Below are 20,282 nucleotides of genomic sequence, written 5' to 3' on the forward strand. Positions count from 1 at the left end.
GAAAAGCTGCCGAACAAATATGTTTCATTTTCTTTATCTTTGCGCATGATAAAATCCATGACCGGATATGGCTTGGCGACCACCGATTTGGCAGGCGCAAAATATAGCGTAGAAATTAAATCACTTAACAGCAAATTCTTAGAACTTAATTTGAAGTTTCCAAGAGCCATTTCTGACAAAGAACTGTTGCTCAGAAATATTTGCAGTAAGGACATAGAGCGAGGTAAAGTAAGTGTAAGTATTACAATAGACCGCGTAGATGGAGAAAATGCCGCTGCGCAAATAAATGCAAGCGTTTTAAGCAGCTACTATCGCCAGTTAAAATCAATTAATGATGGCTTGGGAGCCAACAGCACTAACTTATTGCAATTGGCCATGACCCTGCCAGAGGTTATCAATTATAAAGAAGAAAATATTAACGAAGAGGAATGGATACATGTTAACAAAGTTTTTATCCAAGCCCTAGAACAGTTTAACACTTTCAGAACGACCGAAGGATTGGCTTTGAAGGCAGATTTAGATTTAAGAATAGCCAATATTTTAGACTTTTTTAGTTCTGTTGAGGAATTAGAACCTACTCGCATTATTGCCATTCGAGAACGATTTAGTCAGTTTTTGGAAGAGGCAGTTAGCAAAGTTAACATAGATCAAAACAGATTCGAACAAGAGCTCATCTATTACATTGATAAGATAGACATCACCGAGGAAAAAACTAGATTAAGGAGCCACTGCGATTATTTCTTAAAAACCTTAGCTAGTAATGAAGCGAATGGCAAGAAATTAGGATTTATCTCACAAGAAATTGGGAGAGAGATAAACACAATGGGCGCAAAAGCCAATAATGCTCAAATGCAACAGTTTGTGGTTGGTATGAAGGAAGAGTTAGAAAAAATAAAAGAGCAATTGCTAAATGTATTGTAAAGGTCTTAGGTCTTTAAACTCTTAGATATAAAATTAAACGCATTATTAAAAACCCATGCAGGGAAAACTCATTATCTTTTCGGCGCCGTCTGGAGCAGGCAAAACTACCATTGTACATCATCTGTTAAAAAAAATTCCCGAGCTCAGCTTTTCTATTTCTGCAACAACGCGTCCGAAACGTGGCGATGAAAAACATGAAAGCGACTACTATTTTATAAGTACCGAAGAATTTTTGCATAAAGTGGCTCATCAACAATTTGTAGAATTTGAAGAAGTCTATAAAGGCACTTATTATGGCACGCTTCGTTCAGAAATACAGCGTATTTGGGACGAAGGCAAACATGTGATTTTTGATATTGATGTGGAGGGCGGACTTAGGCTGAGAAGAAAGTATGAAAACGATTCGCTTGCCATCTTTGTTCAACCTCCCTCCTTGCAGGTTTTAAAAAAAAGGTTGAGCGACCGCGGAACTGATAGTTTAGAAAAATTGGAAGAAAGATATGTGAAGGCTGAAAAAGAATTGTTGTACGCTGACAAATTCGATGTAATCTTAAGAAATAATGATTTAAGCGTTGCTTGTGCAGAAGCGGAGGATATTGTGAAAAATTTTCTCTCCAAACCTTAAATAATTTGATTTAAATATCTGCTATCACACAGCAGTAAATCTCTTTAATTCTCAAAATGAAAACTGGTCTTTTCTTCGGCTCCTTTAACCCCATTCACACAGGTCATTTAATTATTGCCAACTTTATGGCCAACCACACTGACTTGACAGAAGTTTGGCTTATTGTTTCTCCGCACAATCCATTAAAGGATAAACGAGCACTAACAAACATGTATGACAGGTTGGAGATGGCAAAACTTGCAACAGAAAATGCCGAAAACATTAGAGTGAGCGATGTAGAATTTTCGTTGCCCCAACCCTCCTACACCATAGATACCCTAGCCCATTTACATGAAAAATATTCTGAGCGGGAATTTGTGTTGATTATGGGCGCTGATAATCTAGCCTCTCTCAAAAAATGGAAAAACTATGAGGTCTTATTAAAAAACTATTCCATATTTGTTTATCCACGACCGGGTTCAAATGTTAAGGAGTGGGAAAATCACGCTGCGATAACCTTTACAGACACGCCCTTAATGGAGATTTCATCAACATTTATTCGCAGGGCAATAAGAGAACAAAAGAATGTCCAGTTTTTTCTTCCCGAAAGCGTCATTGAATTTATTGGCGACAAAGGGATGTATAAATAGATCTGTTTCTTGAAAAAAATGCTTCCCTATCTTCAACTTCTTTGTTTATTGCAATAAAAAAATACAGGGCTTTTTATGCAAATCTATCTCTTCTTTTCGCCAGGCAGATATGCTTTGGCTTTTAATAAACTCATCCTCACCTGTTAAATTACACGCAATACAAAGTTTTGTGTCTGGCTTACAGCTTTTTAGCACTTCTGCCAACAATGGATTGTTTCTAAAAGGAGTTTCTATAAAAATTTGGGTCTGCTTGTAGCGACTAGCAGAGAGGTCTAAATCTTTAATGCGTTTAGCGCGTTGTTCGTTATCAATTGGAAGATAGCCCCAAAAGGCAAAACTTTGACCATTAAAACCGGACGCCATCAGTGCGAGTAGAATTGAGCTAGGCCCAACTAAAGGAACTACCTTTATGTTTCTTCTATGCGCTTCTGCAACAATTTCTGCGCCTGGATCTGCCACACCCGGACATCCAGCCTCACTCATTAAACCCACATTTTTTCCTGCTTTTAACTCAATAAAAAACTGATTTAGATCACTTCGATTGTGCTTGCCATAATCATGAACAATCAAATCCTTTTGAGGCGTCTTCAATCCTGCCTCTTTCAAAAATCTTCGAGCGGTTTTACTATTTTCAACAATGTAGGTATCTATTTGATTAATCGTGTCAACCAAAAAAGGGGTAAAAGTCTTGTGTGCCGCTTCCTCTGCCAATGGAACTGGAATGAGAAATAAGGTGCCATTTTCCATGTCACGAAAATACACACAATTAAATTAATATGTGCGTGCAAACGGTAGATAGACACAAAATGTATTTTCGAGCAAGGGACATTGTAGCAAATAATATAGGGCATCTAACCTTTTTGCAAATAATTAAATATTGTTAGAAACGTTAAATAAGGTAAAATATAGCCAAATCAAATAAGTGGAGGCTAAAAAACAAAAACTATGCAAGCATATTAAACTTTTTAATGTTTTGGAACTCTAATTGCTATACACACAATAGGTTATTAAAATAAAAACAAATGAAAAAACTTAAAACTACGGCACTTGTGCTGGGGCTTTTTACGCTCCTTGCCGGAACCACAATTGTTAGGGCGCAAGACTATGGTGATGGAAATCAAAACAATTACAGCAATGATTCAAATGTATCTTTGCAAACATTTTACGACGAGCTATCGCCGTACGGAACCTGGATTCAGGATCCTCGATATGGATATGTTTGGCGGCCGGACGTAGATCAAAACGAATTTAGGCCTTATTATACCCAAGGAAGATGGGCAATGACCGAGTATGGAAATACCTGGGTTTCTAATTATGATTGGGGATGGGCACCTTTTCACTATGGCCGTTGGGTTTACAACAGTTATAGACAATGGATTTGGTTGCCAGACACAAATTGGGGCCCTGCTTGGGTAGATTGGCGCAGTGGCGGCGGATATTACGGTTGGGCGCCTATGGGTCCAAGGATAAATATTAACATAAGTTTTGGCCGAAGATATGTAGTACCTACCTATTGCTGGAACTTTATTCCGCAGCGATCAATCTACAGCAATTCTTATTCAAGGTATAATTATGGCCAAAATAACGTCTACATACGAAATACGACCATTATAAACAATACCTATGTATATAACAGAAGAACCTATTATGGCGGTCCGAGTAGGTCTGACATTCACAGAGCAACCAATAGAGATGTAACGGTTTATAGAGTTAATCGAAGTGATAGACCAGGCGCGAGTGCGGTAAACAACACAGAGGTAAATATTTACAGGCCAAGGCCAGAACGTGGTGTTTCAAACAGAACCGCAGTTCCGAAAGATTTTCAAAAAGGAAGTATTGCTACTGCGAATAGAAATATAGGTAGTCGCCCTGAGCGAACAGGTTCAAACGTAAACGACAATACGAATAGGGCAAATACGAGTCAAGGAAACAGGAGTGTTACAGATCAAACTAGCAATCCCGGACAAACTTCAATTGCAAGGCCTCAACGTGGCGTTGCCAATAGTGGCGGCACCCGGGCGGATGGTGGAAATGTGATGGATAGAAATCCAGCCACTCAAGATAGAATTTCACCCCCTGTTGATCAGACAAATGCTAGGCAGAATAGAAATGTAGATGCGACTAGCCAACGCGCCAATGCCGACATTGCAAAGCAGCAACAAGGTCAACAAAGAATCCAAAGGGCACAGCAAGCGGAACAGATTCAGCAACAGCGTGCGCAAACCGATCAACAAGTTCAACGGCAACAGGCAGCAACAGACCAACGTCAGGAGCAGCAACAAAGGGCACAACGCGTACAGGAACAAGCGGTACAGGCTCAGCAGCAACAGGCCCAACGTACACAACAAGTTCAGGCCCAGCAACAGGCGGCGCAGCAAAGGAATCAGCGCGCGCAACAGGAACAGTCGCAGCGCCAGGAACAAGCTCGCCAACAGCCGCAACGGGTTGAGCGTGCACCACAACAGAAACAACAACCTGCCCCACCCCGCAGAGAAGCCAGTAAAGAAACAGGAAGACCTTCACGAGGAGGATAAATTATTTAAGATCGGCCAAACGGCCGATCTTTTTTTTACACTAGAATCAAGTGAACGTCATGGAAAAGTACTTGAATTTTAAAATAAATAAAACAGCTTAACCCCGAATGTGTTATTCTTCTAAAATAATCAAAATTATGACTAAGGATACAAAAATTATAGTTGGCGTGTTAGCGGGTGCAGCACTCGGCGCCACAATTGCGCTAGCACTTTCTTCTAACTCTAATAGCGACCTGAAAAGTAAGGTTGAAGATTGGTTGAGCGATTTAATCGATGCCAGTAAAGACAAATATTCTGAGTATAAAGATAAGGCAGTAAATGTTGCTGAAAATGTTGCAGATAGGGCTAAAGATAGATATGACGACTATAAAGATCAAGCCAGACATTCTGCTGAAAAGTTAGCGGATCGGGCAAGAGATACTTACGAAGATTATAAAGGCGAAGCATTTGACGCTGCAGAGAGAACAGCAAAAAAAGCTAAGAATAGGTATGCTTAACAATAATTAAAGATTTTCAAATGCCGGGAAATCCCGGCATTTTTTATTTATATTGAGCAATAAACAAGCTAAAATGAAAATTGCTTTCCATGGCGCTGCTAGAACTGTAACCGGTAGCAAGCACCTAATTACGCTCAGTAACCAAACGCAAATATTACTAGATTGTGGCCTATTTCAGGGAATGGGTCATGCGACGGAGAAATTAAATGAATATTTTGGTTTTGATGCCAAACAAGTTACTCACGTAATCCTCTCTCACGCACACATAGATCATTGCGGACTTTTGCCTCGCTTAGTGGCACAGGGTTTCGAAGGCCGTATTTTTTGCACTTCAGCAACAATGGATCTCGCTCGGATTTTGTTAATGGATTCTGCGCACATACAGGAACAGGATGCAGACTATATGAATCGGCATCGTAGAGATGCAGAGGAAGTAGAGCAACCACTCTATACAGAACAAGATGTTATTAAAACAATTGGCCTTTGTAAAATTGTCGCTTATAATGATATTTTTGAAATAGCGCCGGACATTAAACTGCAATTTACGGATGCAGGCCACATTTTAGGAAGTGCTGCGGTCCATCTAAGTCTTCTAGAAAACGGAACAATAACAAAATTAACTTTTAGCGGCGATGTAGGCAGATACGGAGATCTACTGCTGAACAGTCCTCAGGTTTTCGAGCAGGCTGATTACATTGTGTTGGAATCTACTTATGGAGATTCCCTGCACAAAGATCTAGCGCCTATAGAACACCAATTGTTCCAAATGGTGGAACATACCTGTGTGGATAAAAAAGGCAAGCTTATCATCCCCGCTTTTAGCGTCGGAAGGACCCAAGAATTATTGTATGCCTTAAATGCGTTAGAGCTAAAAGGAAAACTTCCAGATGTTAGGTACTACGTAGACAGTCCGCTGTCCTCAAAAGCAACAGCAGTTTTAAAAAATCATCCAGAAGTTTATAATAATGGTGTTAAAGAAACGCTAAAAGTCGATCATGATGTTTTCGCTTTTAAAGGATTGGAGTTCATAGAAAGTGTAGAACAATCTAAAGCTTTAAACAGCGATCCGAGACCCTGCGTAATAATCTCTGCTTCTGGCATGGCCGATGCAGGTAGAGTAAAACACCATATAAAAAACAACATCAATAACAAAAAAAATACCATCTTATTGGTTGGATATTGCTCGCCAGGATCACTTGGCGGAGAATTAATGGCTGGCAAAAAGGTAGTGGATATTTTTCATAAAGATTATACTGTCGAAGCAGAGGTGGAAAGCATAAGATCTATGAGTGCACACGGCGATTATGAAGATTTATTACAGTTTGTTTCTTGCCAAGACCCTAAAAAGGTAATACAATTGTTTTTAGTGCACGGCGATTACGACGTACAGCAGCATTTTGCAAAAACACTAAACGACCACGGCTTTAATGATGTGCAAATACCAGAATATCACCAAGAATTTAAGCTCTCATAAAAGTTAATCATTCGCTTTAAGCAAAAAAATCATGGATGTTTTCGGGAGAGCAATTTTAGATTTTTACCAAACTGGCGAAGCTGACATACTGGTTTTGCATAATTCCTATGCAGAAGCAGAAGAAATGCCTGTCGACTTCTTTTTTAGAGACCAAGAAGAAATGCCAGACCTGGAATTAAGCGCGCTTCATTTATGCAAAGGAAAAATTTTAGATATTGGTGCCGGTGTTGGTAGTCATGCGCTAGTGTTACAAGGCTTTAATGTTGATGTAACTGCTCTAGATATTTCAGCGACAGCAGTGAAAATAATGAAAGATAGAGGCGTAAAAAAAGCTTTTGTGGCAGATATTTTTCAATTTGCCCCAAAAGAAACGTATGATACCATTTTAATGTTGATGAATGGTATCGGTCTCACCGGTTCTCTAGCAGGTTTTGAAAACTTCATCCACAACGCAAAAAAATTGCTAAATGTAGACGGTCAGATGCTCTTCGATAGCTCCGACATTTCGTACTTATATCAAGATTTACCAAAACCAACTGATAAGTATTTTGGAGAAGTTTCTTACCAATATGAATATAACGGCCAAACGGGTGATTGGTTCAACTGGGTATATCTCGACAAAGAAACCATCATAAAGACTGCAGAAAAAAACGGGGGCTATGCCGAAATTATTCTTGATGATGGCGAAGATCAATTTCTAGTTAAACTTACTTTTCCTGAATCGGCTTAAGGATTCGCTCTTTATTTAAATCAAATAAGAAAACATCAACATCTGCCGAACGAAATTGAGCTATTTTTTTGCCCATTTTTGAAAACTGGCAGATCAGATGCTTCGGTGGCGTCTCGCTATCGCGATAGTACCAAATTGGTTCATCAACCAAATCTCCGATGTCAGAAACAAAATAGGTATTAACCATCAACCAAACTCTCTTGCCTTCTAATTTTTTAAAATCTGGCTTAAGTTTCTTATAATAATCGTCGTAGTTATTAGAGCGATTTCTAACATCCGTTCCCTCTATTGCCTTAAACTTATATTTATTTATCATTTCGTAAACCTGCAACGCAGCCAAATCATTCCAATAAACATAAACCACATCACCGGCCTGAAAATGGTTATTAATGTAATTGAAAGCTTCTCTGTGAAAAGATCTTTTATGGAGAAAAAATTCTGTTGGATGAATAACGTAAATTGTTGATTGTACCAAAGGCGAAAAAATTATTAGCATCGCAGCCAATAAGGTAAAAGATTTAGATTTGAATTGAGCTGCCACAAAATCTACCGATGAACCGATGATGATTAAAAATATCGGAGCGATAAACACCCAGAACCGCTCTACCAATGGATAAAATTTTAAACCAGAAGCAAAAAAAGTAAACAAAATTGAAAAAGAAAAAACCATCAAATATTCTCTTTTTCCTTTTATTAACGCGTATATACCACTTAACAAAGCTATAATTGGGATAAACGGCATTTTTATTAATACCGCTAATATCTTATTGGAAAAGTTTGGCATAAAATTCCAGAGCAACCCTAATGGATAGTCAAACATCCTGTAAATAGTTAGGGGAAACCAGATTAAATCAGCAATATTTTTTGGGGGAAACGGCATAAAAGTGTGGTAGGCGTCAAACCAATATTTTGTCCACGGTGATTCTGCGTGCGCATGGATTATGAAGACATAATTTAAGAGAAAGCTCAACATCCAAACCAAAAAAACCGCTGCATTGCAATAAAAAAAACGCCAATTCTTGATGATTAAAAACTCTAAACTTAACCCTACAGCAATACCCGCAGCCACAAATATAGCTGCGTAAGAAAACCATAATGTGATTGCTCCGACTAGTGCCCAGACAATTCTAGACAATAGCGTATTTTTTTCTCGGTACTTAATATAAAAGTAAAGCAATAGCACGGTAGCGAAAAGTTCTGTTCCGTATTGCTTAACCTCCACGCTGTGATGTACAAAGGCAGGGGCGAGCGCTAAAATACCCACTGCAACCAACACGCCCCAATAATTTAAGAAAAACTTTGCAACCGGAATAAAGATAAATAGTGTGGCTATCCCAGAAATTAAAGACACCAGCCTTAAGATATATTCTGAGTTTCCAAATAAATTTATAAAAAGCTTAATCAGCCACAAGAAACCTAATGGTGCTTTCTGTTGCTTTAGAAGAGAAGTAGTGGCCAATTCGTAATAACTCTTTTTAAATAAACTTATGCTTAGATAAGTTTCATCCATCCACAACGAATGATTGTAAAAGTATTGGTATAGCCTAAAAAAAATTCCTAAAAAAACCAAGATCAACAAAAAAGTATGGGCCTTTTTATTTTCTGAACGAGATATGGTTTTAAAACTAAATAACATGTTTTTAAGAGATTAACTCAGTGCAATATCTAATTTTTTTCTAATTTTAAAAAGTTATCTTTTAGTATGCAGGTTATCGATTGGGACAAAATAGAACTAGTAGTGCTAGATGTGGATGGAACGCTATACAATCAAACGTTGTTGAGAAAAAAAATGTTGAAGGTTCTATTGAAACATTTTTTTTTACGGCCTTGGCAGCTTAAAGAGTTATGGATACTGTACCATTTTAGAAAGGAACGAGAAAACCATGCTGGATTTATTGGCACAAACCTAGAACAAAAACAGTATGAGTGGTGTCAGACCAAAACAAATGCTTCAGTAGAAAAGATTAAAGCAATTGTTAATAAGTGGATTTTTGAAGCCCCAAATAAATTTTTATTACCTTTTGTCTTCTCTGGCGTGCACACATTCTTTAAAGACTTAAAATACAAAGGAATTGCAGTAGCAACTTTATCAGATTATAACGCAAAAGCGAAATTAGCCAGCTTGAAGCTTGCTACCGATTTAAATGTCAGTGCAACAGATGTTGAAATTAATGCACTAAAACCAGCCGTTAACGGATTGAATTATGTATTGAGGCATTTCGACATCGAAAACCCTCAAAAATGTCTTTATATTGGAGACAGACTGGAGTTAGACGGAGCATGTGCATCAAATACTGGCGTACAATTCCTCTTGATGAATGAAAGCGCCGCAGTTACCGACTTTTACTTAGCTTTATCTAAACAATTAATGAAATAATTACTAACATGATTTCGCACTCGTCCCAAACCGATAGCGTGGCTTCCGCAGCCAGCCATATCTTTCAAAAAACCGCAGGGTTAAAACAATACATCAAAATAGCAAGGGTTGATAACTGGATAAAAAACGTCTTTATGCTGCCCGGCATGGTTTTCGCACTGGCGCTTTTTCATACGCCATATAGCAATCAGTTATTGGTAAAAATAATTTTTGGCTTATTAAGCATTTGTCTCATTGCTTCTGCAAATTATGTTATAAACGAATTTTTAGACGTTGATTACGATCGATTTCATCCGCTCAAAAAAAAACGTTCACTAGTTGTTACAAAAGTAAATCCGAAGATCATTTATATAGAATATACTTTTTTAGCCCTCGTCGGTTTGGGCTTAGCTTCAACGGTATCTATAAAGTTTCTGGTCACAGCAACTGTTTTGCTCTGCATGGGCGTCATCTATAACGTCCGTCCGTTTAGAAGCAAAGAACGTGTTTTTTTAGATGTCCTTTCAGAATCTATCAATAACCCGATTAGATTTGCAGCCGGCTGGTTTATTTTCAGTCCTGCGCTGGGCATTCCGAATACCAAATGGGATTTGGATTGGATCAATACATTTCCTCCCTTAAGTATAATGCTGGCCTATTGGATGGGCGGCGCATTTTTAATGGCGACCAAGCGTTTTGCAGAATTCAGACTTATAGGCGATGCTGAACTGGCTGGATTATACCGACGGTCATTTAAGTTTTATACAGAAAATAGCCTACTCGTTTCAATGTTTTTCTATGCAATAACCTGTGCATTTTTTATGGGTATTTTTTTAATTAAAGATCGAATAGAATTACTAGTCAGTTTTCCATTTTTTGCGTTGCTATTTTCTTGGTATTTAAGAATCGGGCTATTAAATGACTCTCCTGTACAAGGTTCAGAAAAATTGTATGTGCGCAAGTGGTTTATGACTTACTTGGTATTATTTGCCATTTTAATTTGTGTTTTGATGTTTGTAGACATCCCTTGGTTACATTGGTTTTTACAGAATGCAAATAATTACTAGTGGTTAGTAAATTCATGAAGAAAGACAACTATGATTTAGTGGTGGTAGGAACCGGCTTCGCTTCTTCCTTTTTTTTAAAAAAATACCTTTCGAAAGCTAAACCAACAGTAAATGTTTTAGTGCTAGAGAGAGGCTATAATTATCCTCACGCAGAGCGATTGAAACTTAAAAGAGGCGAACCGACAGCGTTTGAAAAATATGAAGAGCCATGGGAAAAAGCCATTTTAAATGTAAATAAAGAAAAGCGTTGGCCATTTACCACCGGAATGGGCGGTTGCTCTAATTGTTGGTGGGGTTGCACGCCTAGATTTATGCCGAGCGATTTTAAAATGAAAACAACTTATGGCATCGAGCAAGACTGGCCTGTAGATTACAACGATTTAGACCCATATTATTACGAGGCAGAAGAGCTAATGTCTGTTTCTGGGCCCGAGGATACGCCTTTCCCCAGAAAAGGAAAATATCCGCTTCCACCGCATGAATTCAGTTTGGTAGATAAAATTCTTCATAAAACCTACGGCAACAAATACATTAGTCAACCTTCTGCACGTGCAAGTCGTGCCACCAAAGGAAGAAATCAGTGTATGAGCTCTAGCGCCTGCGATGTTTGTCCGAAAGACGCAAAATTTACCATAGAAAATTCTCAGATTGGGGTTTATGAAGATGAAAGGGTAGAATTAGTCTATGGTGCCCAAGTTTACAGTCTTACGCTCCAAAATGATAGTGTAAAAGAAGTATTGTTTGTAAAAGATGAGAAGGAGCAAAAAGCTGTAGGCGAAACCATCGTTCTAGGTGCAAATCCTTTTTTTAATTGTAATATTCTACTTAATGCAGGCGATAAAAATAAATTTACAGGAAGGGGTTTTGGAGAACAACTGGGCACGCAGGTTTTAATTTATTTAGATGGGATGAGCAATGCTGGCGGCAGCACTTGGGTAAATGCAAACGGTTACATGCTTTATGATGGCGACCATAGAAAGGATTTTGCCGGTTGTTTGATGGAAGTGAGCAATGCACCTTATTATTTCCGTTTAGAAAAAGACAAGTGGCTAAATATGGCCAGTATTAGGATGCTTTTTGAAGATTTGCCACAAGACACCAATAACATCACCACCACAGAAAATAGATTTGTGCCGAAAGTAACGTTTAGTGGCAGATCAGAGTATACATTGAAGGCAGTAGAAAATATGAAGTTAAAAATGCCCAAAATTCTATCTTGTTTACCAGTAGAAAAATTAGAATTTCTAGAACCCTTCCCAAATGAAGGGCATATTATAGGAGGCACTAGAATGAGCACAAATGCAAGTTTAGGTGTTGTTGATAAACACTTAATTCATCATCAATATAGAAATCTTTTTGTGCTTGGTGCCGGTGCTTTTACCACTTTTTCGCCGTCAAACCCAAGTTTAACACTCTCTGCACTTTCGTTATGGGCTGCAGATAAATCTTTTTAATAGCATGAAAAGGCGAAATTTTATAAGGTTATCTGGAGTGGCACTCGGCGTGGCTATTATTCCCCCAGCCCTGTACTTTGTTGCTCCATCTATAAAAGAATTTGCGGTCACTTTAATCACAAAAGAATTGTCTTATTTACAACTGGCACCAAACATTGCAGCGCAATATGTGAACGACTATTTCGAACACAACAAAAACAATCTATTAGAAACGGCAAAATGGAAAACCTTTTATTATTTAAACTATACTATTAAAGATTCCAATTCACTCACAGAATTGGTAAGATACTTTCTATTGTCGACAGATTTTTTCATCTACAAAACTGATACCTCAAGAGAAATAAACTATTTAGGACTCTACAGCCCATATAAATCTCCCATCCCAAATCCTTTTTCCTTTGTAATTTATCCTCCGACGTCTATTTAAGAAGCATAGATCTTAAAGAAAAAAATCATGCACACAGATGCTATTTTTGCATCAAAAAATCAAATTTGTTAAAAAATTAAAACTAATGTTTCAAAGTGTTTGCAAATGCCAAAAATAATCTGCTATTTTACGCCTCGATAAAAACAATAAGCATGATCAATAACTCTTCAATTATAACAACCATAATTATTACCGGCGGGATTTACGAGCGGGACTAGTTTGTTGTACATTGAAAAAACATAAACATACAGAAGACGTCCCGATAAACAATCGGGACGTTTTTTTTTAACAATAAATTATGAAAATTTTAAAATTCGGTGGAACATCTGTAGGTACAGCCGAAAATATAAGAACACTGCTGGGCATTGTTGCTGAAGAATCTGGTTTTGACAATCCTGTTGTAGTCTTGTCTGCTTTGAGCGGTGTAACAAATTTACTAACAGAAATGGCAGAGAGCGCCGAGCTAGGAGAAGATTATGATGTTTCTCTGAAGGAAATAGAAGCCAAACACTTCGCCGTAGTCAGAACGCTGTTACCTGCAGCAGCGCAAAATCCAGTTTTTACTAAGCTAAAAATCTTCTTTAATCAACTCGAAGAGTTATTATCGGCAGTTAGCAATTTAAAAGAGCTCAGCCTGCAAACCAAAGACCATATTCTAAGCTATGGAGAACGCTGCTCCACTGTATTGGTGGCACACATTGCCTCACAAACGTTAAAATCAGCTATTTTTGTTGACGGTTCTGAATTAATTAAAACAGACGATAACTATGGCCAAGCAAAGGTAGATACGGCCCTTTCAGAACTGTTAATAAATGATTTCTATCAAGCCAATGCGAACCACATTCTTTTTGTAACAGGATTTATCGGCACCAATAATGCCGGAAGATTGACTACACTTGGCCGCGGAGGTTCTGATTATACTGCAGCGATTTGGGGCGCTGCAATAAAAGCAAGCGAAATACAAATCTGGACGGACGTAAATGGCATGATGACTGCCGACCCGAGAATGGTTAGGAAAGCTTTTTCACTGCCAGAGCTAAGCTACACAGAAGCCATGGAACTGAGCTATTTTGGCGCAAAGGTGATCTATCCGCCAACAATGATTCCAGCTTTTTTGAAAAAAATTCCTATCGTAATTAAAAATACGTTCCAACCAGACTTTGAAGGAACTTACATCAGAAGCGACGTACAGACTTCCAAACTGCCTATTAAAGGAATTTCTTCCATTAATCAAATTAGCATTATTAATCTAACCGGAAGTGGTATGGTTGGAAAAGCTGGTTTTAGTGGCAGGTTATTCTCGTTACTATCTAGAGAGCAGATTAACATTGTACTTATAACTCAATCTAGTTCTGAACACAGCATCACTTTTGCTGTAAAGCCAAGCGATGCCAATACAGCGATAAATTTTATACAGAAGGAATTTGAACTGGAACTTGAAGCTAAAAAGCTCGAATATCCAGTAGTAGAAAACAACCTATCTGTGCTTGCCATCGTGGGCGAAAACATGAAACGTACGCCAGGTATGAGCGGTCGCTTGTTCCACTCTTTAGGTAGGAACGGCATAAATGTTCGTGCAATCGCACAGGGAAGTTCAGAATATAACATTTCTGTGATCATCTCCGCCACTGATCTTTCGAAAGCAGTAAACGCTGTACATGATGCCTTCTTTACCGATTTAAAAAGAACATTAAATATTTTCTGCTTGGGAACAGGAAACATCGGCAAAACCTTATTTGCGCAATTAAAAGAGCAAATGCCTTTCTTGGCTGCAAATAATGATTTGCAAGTGAAGGTAGTGGGCATTAGTAATACTCGGAAAATGGCTTTTGACGCCAATGGATTATCGCTGGAAAACTGGGAAAATCATCTGACCGACCATGGACAACCAGCAGAATTAAAAACCTTTATACAGCAGATGAAGGATTTAAACCTGCCAAACTGCGTTTTTGTAGACAATACCGCTAGTGAAGTTCCAATCAGTTTCTATCAAACCGTTTTTGAAAGTAGCATTTCCATTGTAACGTGTAATAAAAAAGGGAACTCAGCTAGTTTCGCACAGTATAAATCTTTTAAAGATACCGCAAGAAAGTTTGGTGTAGATTTCTATTACGAGACGAATGTTGGCGCCGGACTTCCAATCATCAGAACACTTAAAGAACTAATGATTAGTGGCGATAAAGTTGCTAAAATAGAAGCCATATTGTCTGGTACGATCTCGTACATCTTCAATAATTTTAAAGGCAGTAAAGGTTTTTACGAAACGGTAAAAGAGGCGCAAGAACTCGGCTATACCGAACCCGATCCCCGAGACGATTTGAATGGAAAAGACTTTATGCGAAAGATGCTCATCTTGGCTCGAGATGCAGGCTATCCTTTAGAATCGGTCGACGTAAAAATTGATAATATTTTGCCCGATGCCTGTTTAAATGCTACGAGTGTAGAAGATTTTTATGAGCAACTTCAGCAAAACGCTCCTTATTTCGAAGACTTAAAAAACACCGCAAAAGAACAAAAAAAGGTGTTACGTTATATTGGTCAATTAGAACATGGAGAAGTGTCTATTAGCTTGCAAATGGTAGATGAGAATCACCCTTTCTACATGCTTTCTGGCAGCGATAATGTAATCTCTTTCACAACAGACAGATACAAGGACAGACCATTGGTAGTAAAAGGTCCGGGTGCAGGGGCAGAAGTGACAGCTGCTGGAGTTTTTGCAGATATTGTAAATGTTGGAACACCTTAAGCCCCCCAACCCCTAAAGAGGAGCGGAAAAATGATAAAAGAAATTTAAGATAATAAATGAACGATAGAAAGATAAAATCCCCCTTTGGCGGTTTGGGGGAAGTAAAAGTTTTTGCGCCAGCAACAGTGGCAAATGTAGTTTGCGGTTTTGATGTACTCGGCTTCGCCGTAAATGAACCCGGCGACGTGGTAGATATGAAGCTAACCGATAAGCCAGGAGTTATTATTACCAAAATAACCGGAGACGACGGTAAATTGCCATTGGCTCCAGAAAAGAATACAGTAAGCGCTAGCGTACAATATTATCTAAAACACATCAATAGGTTAGACATTGGCGTGGAAATAGAACTTCATAAAAAAATGCCTATTGGTAGCGGACTTGGTTCTAGCTCTGCCAGTACCGTTGCGGGTTTATTTGCCATCAATCATTTAATGGGAAGCCCTTTATCAGCTATGGAATTAGTTCCTTTTGCCATGAAAGGTGAAGAATTGGCCTGTGGATATGGACATGCCGACAATGTTGCACCCGCATTATTGGGCGGTTTTGTGTTGATAAGAAGTTACGACCCTTTAGATGTGATTTCTTTGCCAACGCCGCCAAATATGTTCGCCGCAATTGTTTACCCAGAGGTAGATGTTCCAACAAAAGATGCCCGCCAAATGATCAAGAGTAAAGTGCTCTTGAAAGATGCCGTTACCCAATGGGGCAACGTTGCCGGACTTGTAAGCGGTTTGTTTATGCAAGATTTTGATTTAATTGGACGCAGCATGAAGGATGTTTTGATTGAGCCAACACGCTCCATCTTGATTCCCGGATTTGACGATTTGAGAAAGATTGCGATGGATATTGGCGCAATTGGTTTCGGCATTTCAGGCTCTGGACCTTCGGTATTTGCACTTACAAAAGATAAAGAAACGGCCGATAAAATTGTTGAGGAACAACAGCAATATTTAAAAGCGTTAGAAATTGAAAGTAAGACTTTTGTTTCTTCAATAAACGCAGAAGGACCAAGAATACTTTAAAACTTTTTTAAATTTCGAACCGTCCAACCTCAGGTTGTCATGCTGAGCCTGTCGAAGCATATTTTTAAAAGGGTCTTCGATAAACTCAGACTGACAGGCGAATAAAACTTAAACAATGGCTTACTTATTTTCTATTTACCAACCGTATGAAACTCTACAGCACCAACAATAAAAATCACCTTGTCTCTTTTAAAGAGGCAGTTTTTAATAGTTTACCTCTAGATAAAGGTCTTTATATGCCGGAAACCATTCCGCAGTTGAAACCTTCTTTTATCGATTCCATTGAGAATAGATCTCTACAAGAAATTGCTTTTGAGGTGGCCTCCACCCTGCTTAAAGACGAAATTCCTAAAGAAGATTTAAGAGCTATTATTAATGAAGCGATAAATTTTGATGCGCCTGCAATAAAACTTGATGAAAAAACTTTTGTCTTGGAGCTCTTCCATGGTCCGTCGCTTGCATTTAAAGATTTTGGCGCACGATTTATGAGTCGGGTGATGGGCTATTTTTTAAATCCAGATGAAAAATTATTGGATGTTTTAGTTGCGACTTCCGGAGACACCGGTGGAGCCGTTGCCCTTGGTTTTTTAAATGTAGAAAACACCAGAGTTACCATTCTTTATCCCAAGGGGAAAGTAAGCGAAATACAAGAACTACAGCTTACTACCAACGGCAATAACATTCGAGCGATAGAAATAAACGGCACATTTGATGATTGCCAAGCTCTGGTAAAAGAAGCCTTTGGAGATGATGAGTTAAGGTCTGAACTTAGGCTAACCTCTGCAAATTCAATCAATATTGCACGAATGATCCCGCAGACCTTCTATTATTTCTATGCCTATGCACAACTAAAGAAATTAGGCTTTAAAGAGGTTATTTTTTCAATCCCTAGTGGCAACTTTGGCAACATCGGAGCCGGTATCATAGCCTATAAAATGGGTTTACCGGTAAAACAATTCATTGCAGCGACCAATGTAAATGACACCGTTCCCCGATTTCTAAACACTGGTATTTATCACGCAAAACCTTCTATACAAACCTACTCGAATGCGATGGATGTAGGCGCTCCAAGTAATTGGGTACGCATTATGGATTTGTTCAGCGAAGAAATAGTAGAATTAAAGAGTGTTATCTCTTCCAAAAGCTTTAACGATGAGGAAACCTTAGCAGGCATCAAAGAAATTTTTGAAAACTTCGATTATGTAGCCTGTCCACATACCGCGATTGCTTATCTTGCCATTAAAAAATATAGGATAGAACATCCAAACGATAAAAGTGCAGCTGTCTTTTTGTCTACTGCGCATGCTTGCAAGTTTCCAGACATTTTCCCAAAAAATATTGCTAAGCGTATCGAAATTCCTGCACAGGTTTCAACGCTTGCTGATAAACCCAAACACGCTGATCAATTAGAACCAGAATTTAACGGATTTAAAAAGTATCTGTTAAAAAAATAGTTGAGTTGTTCCACTAGAAATCTTCCACAAACAAACTGAACAGAAATTTGTTAAAATTTACCAATAGTAGCATCATACTATATAAACCAGACAAATGATCAATACCATTCTTTCTACACTGTTTTCTAACACATTACTTAAATCTATCGAGGTAAGTTATAAAAACTTTGTAGCACAATTGCCAGACATTTTGTTGGGAATTTTAGTCATTGCTGTAGGGATTTTTCTTTCTAAAAAACTATCACAACTGTTTAGAAAAACCATCCGTAATAAAACGGAAGATCCCATCATGACCAACTTTTTAAGTAAGACCATTAAAATAATCTTAATCGTTATAGTTGTTCTTTTCGGATTAAAAGTTGCCGGTTTAGATGGTATTTCTACAGCTCTAGTAACCGCAGCCGGTGCATCTGCAGTAATTATTGGCTTTGCCTTTAAAGACATTGGAGAAAATTTCCTTGCCGGAATTATCTTGTCATTTAATAGACCATTTCACATTAACGATACCATCAAAAGCGGTGAAATTTTTGGCAAAGTAAAATCAATGGAGTTTAGGTATACCAAGGTTAAAACTTTTGACGGACGAGATGTATACATTCCGAACAGTGATGTGCTCAAATTACCGTTATTTAACTATACGGAGGATGGTTTGTTTAGGTGGGATTTTGTAGTCGGCATCGCTTACGAAGATAATATTGACGCAGCACATGATCTAATTTTAGCAACCGTAAACAGTACAGAAGGTGTTTATCAAGATGAAGATCATGAAACCTATGCAACTGTTGATGAGCTTTCTGTTAGCACGGTAAATATTAAAATCTTCTTTTGGGTATCAACCAAAGAGTTTAGAAAAGATGCGGTTAAAAAACGTGGAGAAGTAATTACCACGGTCAAGAACGCTTTAGAGCAAAACGGTTACAGCTTGCCTGCAGATATTCAAGAAATTAAGCTTTATGGAAGTCAGAAAGCAATACCGGTTTCGATAATGAAAGGTAATGTTGAAGTACAGCCTTCTAAATAAAGTTTAAAATTAATACCGTCTTATTTTCTTTGGACGTTTTGGTCTGATGTTAAAGAAGTTTAAGCGCATTACAATAATGTGTTATTTGACGAATTGGCCTAAAAGTTATAAATGATTGGTTAATGAGAGAAAATAACTGACTCATCTCTGCCAATCATAAACAAATTCCGTCATTTATCTCTACAATCAATAGATCCCTTGCTCCATTCACTTCAACCCTTCGAGACCAAAATCCTCGAATAGATAAGAAGCTTGAGTTTTTGTAAATTTGCAACAAAGGAATAGACAAATGTTTAGACATACGGGGAGAGGGAGAACCTATTCACATAATCTTAAATTAGCATCCATCTTATCAGGAGTTGCCGGGATAGTAAACATTACCGGGGTTTTAGGGTTGCATACATTAACTACAAACGTTACCGGCCATTTCGCGTTTTTCTCAGAAGAACTTTCATTAAATAATTTTAATATCGCCTTTGTCTATCTCGGTTACATACTATTCTTTTTGTTTGGTGCCTTTGTATCGAGTTTGATAATGGAATGGGTGCCAAAACATAGGCCTCACACTTCTTATCTTATCCCAATATTTATTGAGATAACTATTTTGCTAGCAGTTGGCTTTTCTGCACCCTCGCTGCACGAGAAGCGTTCACCGTTTTTCATTTTGCTAGCCGCCGCATTATTGTTTTCCATGGGATTACAAAACGCCTTGGTAACCAGGGTATCAAAATCGGTAGTGCGTACCACACACCTTACCGGTTTGTTTACTGATTTGGGGATAGAACTTTCCCAATTATTCTTTCATAAAAACGTTGAAATTAAAAAGCAACTCAATAGAAGTATCCTCCTCAAATTGATGATTATAACCTGTTTTTTTAGCGGGGGAATTATTGGAGGTTTTTTGTTTGGTCATTTTGCAATGAAAACGTTAATTTTCCCCGCAGCTCTATTGTTATTTACGTTGTGGTATGATCGTCTGCTATTTCGCTTCTATAATTTGAAACGGAAATATCGGGTCAAACCTAATCCCGACAAGTTAATTAGTATCCCCGATTAGGATTCTTGTAATGTTGTGTGGCTCTAAAAAAAATAGCCAGATTGGTTTAATGCGCACTGTTAATTGTTTTGAAGTGTGATTTAAAGAATTTGGGCGTTACCCTGAAGAGGGTCGCGCTTTACGTTCCAATCTTTTTGATCGTTCCTCACAAAAAGGATTTCCTCTGCAATCGCTAACCGTTAGTTTGTAAAGTGATAAATAATACGGAAATTTAAAAGGAAGCAGAGGTGAACTATAATCGCTAATAAGTTTGAGACTTACTTTGCGT

The 20,282-nt window shown here is 38.2% G+C and carries 18 protein-coding genes; 16 read left to right on the plus strand and 2 right to left on the minus strand.

All coding sequences use genetic code 11. From position 1 onward, the window contains the following. Positions 1-57 precede the first annotated feature (57 nt). The 3 genes from ACVWYG_RS13910 to nadD are packed head-to-tail and all read left to right on the plus strand — an operon-like array spanning position 58 to position 2,175. Positions 58-921, plus strand: coding sequence for a YicC/YloC family endoribonuclease (locus tag ACVWYG_RS13910; protein ID WP_457270856.1), 864 nt, complete (start codon positions 58-60; stop codon positions 919-921). A 55-nt stretch (positions 922-976) separates the two neighbouring features. Further along, entirely contained in the window at positions 977-1,546 is a 570-nt protein-coding gene (gene gmk, locus ACVWYG_RS13915) for a guanylate kinase (protein WP_457270835.1), read from the plus strand. Positions 1,547-1,602: 56 nt separating this feature from the next. After that, positions 1,603-2,175, plus strand: coding sequence for a nicotinate (nicotinamide) nucleotide adenylyltransferase (gene nadD / locus ACVWYG_RS13920; RefSeq protein WP_457270836.1), 573 nt, complete (start codon positions 1,603-1,605; stop codon positions 2,173-2,175). A 45-nt stretch (positions 2,176-2,220) separates the two neighbouring features. Here nadD and ACVWYG_RS13925 read toward each other — a convergent pair whose 3' ends face one another. Continuing rightward, on the minus strand, positions 2,221-2,922 hold the full coding sequence (locus ACVWYG_RS13925) for an SAM-dependent methyltransferase (protein ID WP_457270837.1): 702 nt from the start codon (positions 2,920-2,922) through the stop codon (positions 2,221-2,223). A 275-nt stretch (positions 2,923-3,197) separates the two neighbouring features. Between ACVWYG_RS13925 and ACVWYG_RS13930 the strand changes: the two genes are divergently transcribed. From ACVWYG_RS13930 to ACVWYG_RS13945, 4 genes are all read left to right on the plus strand, one after another. Continuing rightward, positions 3,198-4,709: a DUF6600 domain-containing protein gene (locus tag ACVWYG_RS13930; protein ID WP_457270838.1), complete on the plus strand. Its 1,512-nt coding sequence runs from the start codon at positions 3,198-3,200 to the stop codon at positions 4,707-4,709. Between the two features lie 137 nt (positions 4,710-4,846). Next, positions 4,847-5,206, plus strand: coding sequence for a YtxH domain-containing protein (locus ACVWYG_RS13935; protein ID WP_457270839.1), 360 nt, complete (start codon positions 4,847-4,849; stop codon positions 5,204-5,206). Between the two features lie 73 nt (positions 5,207-5,279). Beyond that, entirely contained in the window at positions 5,280-6,680 is a 1,401-nt protein-coding gene (locus ACVWYG_RS13940; RefSeq protein ID WP_457270840.1) for an MBL fold metallo-hydrolase RNA specificity domain-containing protein, read from the plus strand. A gap of 31 nt (positions 6,681-6,711) precedes the next feature. Next, positions 6,712-7,410, plus strand: a complete 699-nt coding sequence (locus ACVWYG_RS13945) for a class I SAM-dependent methyltransferase (RefSeq protein ID WP_457270841.1) — start codon at positions 6,712-6,714, stop codon at positions 7,408-7,410. On the opposite strand, the gene ACVWYG_RS13950 is transcribed toward ACVWYG_RS13945, so the two are convergent. Then, positions 7,388-9,046 carry a glycosyltransferase family 39 protein gene (locus ACVWYG_RS13950; RefSeq protein ID WP_457270842.1) on the minus strand — a complete coding sequence of 553 codons (1,659 nt, stop codon included), beginning with the start codon at positions 9,044-9,046 and terminating at the stop codon, positions 7,388-7,390. The two genes, ACVWYG_RS13945 and ACVWYG_RS13950, sit on opposite strands and share 23 nt — an antisense overlap. 66 nt (positions 9,047-9,112) lie before the next feature. On the opposite strand from ACVWYG_RS13950, the gene ACVWYG_RS13955 reads away from it, so the two are divergent. The 9 genes from ACVWYG_RS13955 (at position 9,113) to ACVWYG_RS13995 (ending at position 20,014) form a co-directional block, all read left to right on the plus strand. Continuing rightward, entirely contained in the window at positions 9,113-9,787 is a 675-nt protein-coding gene (locus ACVWYG_RS13955) for an HAD family hydrolase (protein ID WP_457270843.1), read from the plus strand. Positions 9,788-9,795: 8 nt separating this feature from the next. Next, positions 9,796-10,833, plus strand: coding sequence for a UbiA prenyltransferase family protein (locus tag ACVWYG_RS13960; RefSeq protein WP_457270844.1), 1,038 nt, complete (start codon positions 9,796-9,798; stop codon positions 10,831-10,833). Between the two features lie 14 nt (positions 10,834-10,847). Beyond that, positions 10,848-12,287 (plus strand): GMC oxidoreductase, encoded by a 1,440-nt coding sequence (locus ACVWYG_RS13965; RefSeq protein WP_457270845.1) that lies wholly within the window; start codon positions 10,848-10,850, stop codon positions 12,285-12,287. A 4-nt stretch (positions 12,288-12,291) separates the two neighbouring features. Then, on the plus strand, positions 12,292-12,714 hold the full coding sequence (locus ACVWYG_RS13970) for a hypothetical protein (protein ID WP_457270846.1): 423 nt from the start codon (positions 12,292-12,294) through the stop codon (positions 12,712-12,714). 298 nt (positions 12,715-13,012) lie between these two features. Then, a complete protein-coding gene (thrA, locus tag ACVWYG_RS13975; RefSeq protein WP_457270847.1) occupies positions 13,013-15,460 on the plus strand; it encodes a bifunctional aspartate kinase/homoserine dehydrogenase I in 2,448 nt (815 codons plus the stop codon). A gap of 56 nt (positions 15,461-15,516) precedes the next feature. After that, positions 15,517-16,482: a homoserine kinase gene (locus ACVWYG_RS13980; protein ID WP_457270848.1), complete on the plus strand. Its 966-nt coding sequence runs from the start codon at positions 15,517-15,519 to the stop codon at positions 16,480-16,482. A gap of 146 nt (positions 16,483-16,628) precedes the next feature. After that, entirely contained in the window at positions 16,629-17,936 is a 1,308-nt protein-coding gene (gene thrC, locus ACVWYG_RS13985; protein ID WP_457270849.1) for a threonine synthase, read from the plus strand. Between the two features lie 94 nt (positions 17,937-18,030). Further along, the gene (locus ACVWYG_RS13990; protein WP_457270850.1) at positions 18,031-18,957 is read left to right on the plus strand and encodes a mechanosensitive ion channel family protein; all 927 of its coding nucleotides are present in this window, start codon (positions 18,031-18,033) and stop codon (positions 18,955-18,957) included. A 289-nt stretch (positions 18,958-19,246) separates the two neighbouring features. Further along, positions 19,247-20,014 carry a YoaK family protein gene (locus tag ACVWYG_RS13995; protein WP_457270851.1) on the plus strand — a complete coding sequence of 256 codons (768 nt, stop codon included), beginning with the start codon at positions 19,247-19,249 and terminating at the stop codon, positions 20,012-20,014. The last annotated feature ends 268 nt before the right edge of the window (positions 20,015-20,282 follow it).

The organism is Pedobacter sp. UYEF25, from assembly GCF_054061655.1.